This window comes from Streptomyces sp. NPDC006265 (assembly GCF_040613555.1).
Taxonomy (GTDB): domain Bacteria; phylum Actinomycetota; class Actinomycetes; order Streptomycetales; family Streptomycetaceae; genus Streptomyces.
The window spans coordinates 1-2,198 of the sequence record NZ_JBEXSH010001179.1; the positions used below are offsets into that span (position 1 = coordinate 1).

The following is a 2,198-nucleotide window of genomic DNA, read 5'->3' on the forward strand; positions in this document are numbered from 1 at the left end:
ACCGCCAGCTCGGTGCCCCGCCTCAACCAGGCGGCCGTGGCGGCCGGGAACGCGGACGTCGACGCGGTCTCGGGCGCCACGTACACCAGCGCCGGTTACAAGAAGTCGCTCCAGTCCGCACTGGACAAGGCTCCCGCCGGGGGCGGTTCCTCGCAGGCCGCGGGCTCGGGGGGCGGCCAGGCCACCACGCAGACCCTCACCGGCAGTGCGGCGCAGACGCAGTACGGGCCGGTCCAGGTACGGGTGACCGTCACCGGCGGGAAGATCACCAAGGCGGAGGCGGTCCAGGCCCCCAAGGGCGGCCGCAGCGACCAGATCACCGCCAGCTCGGTGCCCCGCCTCAACCAGGCGGCCGTGGCGGCCGGGAACGCGGACGTCGACGCGGTCTCGGGCGCCACGTACACCAGCGCCGGCTACAAGCAGTCCCTCCAGTCGGCGCTGGACCAGGCCGGTGGCTGACACGGTGGCCGACTCAGCACAGGCTCCCGCCGCGGTACGTCATGCCGAGGAGACGATGGGGACCGTCTTCTCCTTCGACGTCCGCGGCGGGGAACCGGCCGCCGTGCGCGCGGCCCTGGACAAGGCCGTCGCCGGGCTGCACCGGGTCGACGAGGTGTTCAGCACGTACCGCGAGGACAGCCAGATCTCGCGGCTGCGGCGCGGGGAGGTGACGGTCGCGGAATGCGATCCCGAGGTCGCCGAGGTGCTGGAACTGGCCGCCGAGGCGGAGCATCTGAGCGAGGGCTGGTTCAGCACGTCGTACCAGGGCCGCCTCGACCCGACCGGCATCGTCAAGGGCTGGGCGGTCGAGCGGGCGGCGCGGCTGTTGGCGGACGTGCCCGGGGTGTGCGGGGTGAGTCTCAACGGCGGCGGGGACGTGCAGTTGCTGGGGTCACCGGGGGCGAAGCGGCCGTGGCGGGTGGGGGTGTCGGATCCGTTGCGGCCGGGGGGTCTCGCGGCGGTCGTCTCCGCGGGCGGGGTGGACGAGTTGTCCGTGGCCACGTCCGGTACGGCGGAGCGGGGCGCGCACATCGTGGATCCGCGGACGGGGCGGTCGGCTGTCACCGACCTGGTCGCCGTGACGGTCGTCGGGCCTCGGCTGACCTGGGCGGACTGCTGGGCGACGGCGGCGTTCGCGATGGGGTCGCGGGAGGGGCTGGCGTGGCTGGAGTCGCTGCCGGGTGTGGAAGCGCTGCTGATCACCGCTGGCGACGAGGTGCGCTGCACTGGGGGGTTGGCGGCGAGGCTGGGGTAGGTTCCGGCTGGGGGGGCCGCAACCCGGCGGAACGAGGTCCCGCTCTCAGTGGGACGGGAGCCGCCCCTAGCGGCACGCCCGCCCGCAGCGGGGGGACGCCCTCAGGGGCGCGGGGAACTGCGCGAACGGCCACAGCGCACCCCCACGCACCCATCACCGGCACCCCTACAGCGCTCAATGTCCGTTCTGAGCCAACCTCAGCAAGTGATCCGCCAGCGCCTGTCCCCCATCGGGGTTCCTGCTGATCAACATCAGCGTGTCGTCACCCGCGATCGTCCCCAGAATGTCGTGCAGTTCGGCCTGATCGATGGCCGAGGCCAGGAACTGCGCAGCCCCCGGCGGGGTCCGCAGGACCACGAGGTTCGCCGAAGCCTCCGCGGAGATCAGCAGCTCCTGCGAGAGCCGCCGCATCCGCTCCTCCTTCGCCGACCCGCCCAGCGGCGCCCGGGGCGTACGGAACCCGCCCTCGCTGGGCACCGCGTAGATCAGGTCGCCGTCGGCGTTGCGGATCTTCACCGCGTTCAGCTCGTCCAGGTCCCGGCTGAGCGTCGCCTGCGTGACGTTCAGCCCGTCGTCGGCGAGCAGCTTCGCCAGCTGGCTCTGCGAGCGGACCGGCTGCCGGTTGAGGATGTCCACGATCCGGCGGTGGCGGGCGGTGCGGGTCTGCGGCACGGCGGGCCCGTTCGCCCCCGGCTGCTCGTGGTCCTGCGCCTGGCTCATCGTCGTCTCATTCCCCGGATCGTCCGTCCCCGCCGGCTGCCTGGAGGATGCCGGGCAGCGCCCCGAGGAGCGCGTCCACCTCGTCGTCGCCGAGGTTCAGTGGCGGCATCAGCCGGACGACGTCGGGGGCGGGCACGTTCACCAGGAATCCGGCCTCCTGAGCCGCCTGGCCCCGTGCCGCCCCGACCAGCCGACAAGCACTGGCCGGGGCGGTGCGGAGGTC

At 73.4% G+C, this 2,198-nt stretch carries 3 protein-coding genes and 1 pseudogene; 2 read left to right on the forward strand and 2 right to left on the reverse strand.

Going from position 1 to position 2,198, the window contains the following annotated elements:
• Both ABZ281_RS46755 and ABZ281_RS46760 read left to right on the forward strand, forming a co-directional pair.
• Positions 1-459: FMN-binding protein (locus tag ABZ281_RS46755; protein ID WP_356664636.1), on the forward strand; the 459-nt coding region annotated here is incomplete at its 5' end.
• The gene (locus tag ABZ281_RS46760) at positions 452-1,255 is read left to right on the forward strand and encodes an FAD:protein FMN transferase (RefSeq protein WP_356664638.1); all 804 of its coding nucleotides are present in this window, start codon (positions 452-454) and stop codon (positions 1,253-1,255) included. The genes ABZ281_RS46755 and ABZ281_RS46760, both read left to right, overlap by 8 nt.
• A 174-nt stretch (positions 1,256-1,429) precedes the next feature.
• Here ABZ281_RS46760 and ABZ281_RS46765 read toward each other — a convergent pair whose 3' ends face one another.
• Together ABZ281_RS46765 and ABZ281_RS46770 are read right to left on the reverse strand one after the other, a co-directional pair.
• Positions 1,430-1,975, reverse strand: a complete 546-nt coding sequence (locus ABZ281_RS46765) for an arginine repressor (RefSeq protein ID WP_356664640.1) — start codon at positions 1,973-1,975, stop codon at positions 1,430-1,432.
• Positions 1,976-1,982: 7 nt separating this feature from the next.
• Positions 1,983-2,198: pseudogene (locus ABZ281_RS46770) on the reverse strand (hypothetical protein); the annotation flags it as partial.

Coding starts and splice junctions, on each gene's coding strand:
- ABZ281_RS46765 (WP_356664640.1), bottom strand. CDS start 1,975: ATGAGCCAGGCGCAGGACCACGAGCAGCCGGGGGCGAACGGGCCCGCC.